Raw genomic sequence first — 1,941 nt, forward strand, 5'->3', positions numbered from 1 at the left:
TCACCGGCATTGCCGATCGTTTTTCTCTACAGTGGGATATTGAATATGACGAGTTTATTGAGGATTCGCTCTGGGGGACTTTTTCTTTTGAATCATCGAATGACATCATTTCCCTCATGCGGGGGATAAAAGAATTTTGTCAAGAATAAAAATGGATTGGCCAAACAGATAACTTCTGTTATCTTAATCTGAATAGAAGCTTCTTAGAATTTATCTGATAAGTAATAAACATGAAATCTTTGTTAGAAAAAGTTAAATTACTAAACGATAAACATGAATATATTTCAAGAGTTACAGGAGAAAGATTTAATATCTTCAGCGTATTAAATGTTGAGCGAGCTGAAGTTAGAACCCATTCATCATTTATTGTATATGATATGTGAAATAAAAAAATTTGATGCTACTTTTTTTCCAGAAAAAGCTGTAAGGCAGTGTTTAGATGCTGAACATGCTTATCCTAAAAAGGGTATGCAATCCTTACCAAGAGGAAATCAGAAAATACCGGGAACATATTTAGGCCCAGTCAGACATCATCGAACCCCGCAGCAAAATGCAAGGTTAGGGTACAAAAAGGCAAAAAAATGAACAAAAAAAATATTATCCAAATTTTGAAGTCTGGAAATCAGGAACTATTTTATTCCTCTTTCATTTCTTGGTTGTTAGAGCCTACCGGAGAACATGGCTTGAGTAGTTACTTTTCACAGTGGTTTTTCAGCAGAATAGGTGAAAAAATTAATAGCTTTGTAGTAGAAACGGAAAAGTCGATACAGGGTGGTAGAGCCGATATATTAATTACAACTGATGATGGCCGTATGATTGTGATTGAAAATAAAACAAAATCTATTGGTAGTAATGAACAAATTAAAAGTTATGAAGATGAGAATGTAGTTGTTATTCCTTTAGGTTTAGTTGCCGAGAATTTTCCAGTAGAACAAAGAGATAAAGTAATAACCTATTCTGAAATTTGTAATTTCTTAAAAAATTCTAATCCTGAGGATAAATCACTTTCAGTTCTAATTGATCATTTTACTTCTTATCTTGATTCTTTATTGTCACCGTTCAATTTATTGCATAAGTATTGTTGCAAAGAGATTGACCTGGCACAAGCCAAGGAAGAGTTGGCGAAGCTTAATCCAATTACAATTAATGATAATGATCGAAGATTTTTTCAAGCGGTTTATTTTGAGAGATTGCTATCATACATTTCAGTAAACACACAGGAATTAATACTTGGTACTAGCGGATACTACGATCAAAAGAAACATACGGAGAAACCTTCTGCCACGAAGTGGAATATTGAAAAAAACTTGCGGGGACCTGCTTTTATGGAGGCCATTATTTATAAAACAGAAATACCAGGGATATTAAAAGTCTCGAATAAATGGGCACCGGTATTTGAGAATGTTGAAACCCCAGATATGAGCCCACGTTTGGAACTTTGGGTCAGTCCTGATAATATTTTTAATGAAAATAACATAGGTGTATTTGAAATTGGTTGTTGGGATGATGAATTAAAAAAATCATTTAACTCATCAAATACGTTTAAAAAACGTGGGACAAGAAATTTTCATTTTCGAGTTCTTACCCCAATGGATATTATATATCAAAATATGACAAATCTAATACTCCAGGAGATGGGGAAAATCTGGGAATTTCATACTTTACCCTAACCCATGTGTATTCACCGGAGCACTATAGGCCGCCGTTCATGCAAATTCAGTGCTCTTGGTAAAAATTATCTTAGCCTCAAATTCCGCTAAGCGACCGGTGATACTGGCGTTTGGCATCACAAAAAAGGTGATATATGTCAATTTGGGAATCAAAAACTGTAGCAGATACAATTAAAGAAATATCGAATGGTATCTTTGTGCTACCAGTCATACAAAGGCGGTTAGTATGGAATGAAGAAAAATGGAACTGATTTTTGACACTCTGTTAAAG

Annotated in this window: 2 protein-coding genes; both read left to right on the forward strand. The window is 34.2% G+C overall.

Going from position 1 to position 1,941, the window contains the following annotated elements:
- Positions 1 to 327: 327 nt before the first annotated feature.
- Positions 328 to 585 (forward strand): hypothetical protein, encoded by a 258-nt coding sequence (locus U9P79_08985; protein ID MEA2104755.1) that lies wholly within the window; start codon positions 328 to 330, stop codon positions 583 to 585.
- On the forward strand, positions 582 to 1,670 hold the full coding sequence (locus U9P79_08990) for a PD-(D/E)XK nuclease family protein (protein ID MEA2104756.1): 1,089 nt from the start codon (positions 582 to 584) through the stop codon (positions 1,668 to 1,670). The genes U9P79_08985 and U9P79_08990 overlap by 4 nt, the downstream gene beginning before the upstream one ends.
- The last annotated feature ends 271 nt before the right edge of the window (positions 1,671 to 1,941 follow it).

This window comes from Candidatus Cloacimonadota bacterium (genome assembly GCA_034661015.1).
GTDB lineage: Bacteria > Cloacimonadota > Cloacimonadia > JGIOTU-2 > JGIOTU-2 > JAYEKN01.

Coding starts and splice junctions, on each gene's coding strand:
- U9P79_08985 (MEA2104755.1), top strand. CDS start 328: ATGTTGAGCGAGCTGAAGTTAGAACCCATTCATCATTTATTGTATATG.
- U9P79_08990 (MEA2104756.1), top strand. CDS start 582: ATGAACAAAAAAAATATTATCCAAATTTTGAAGTCTGGAAATCAGGAA.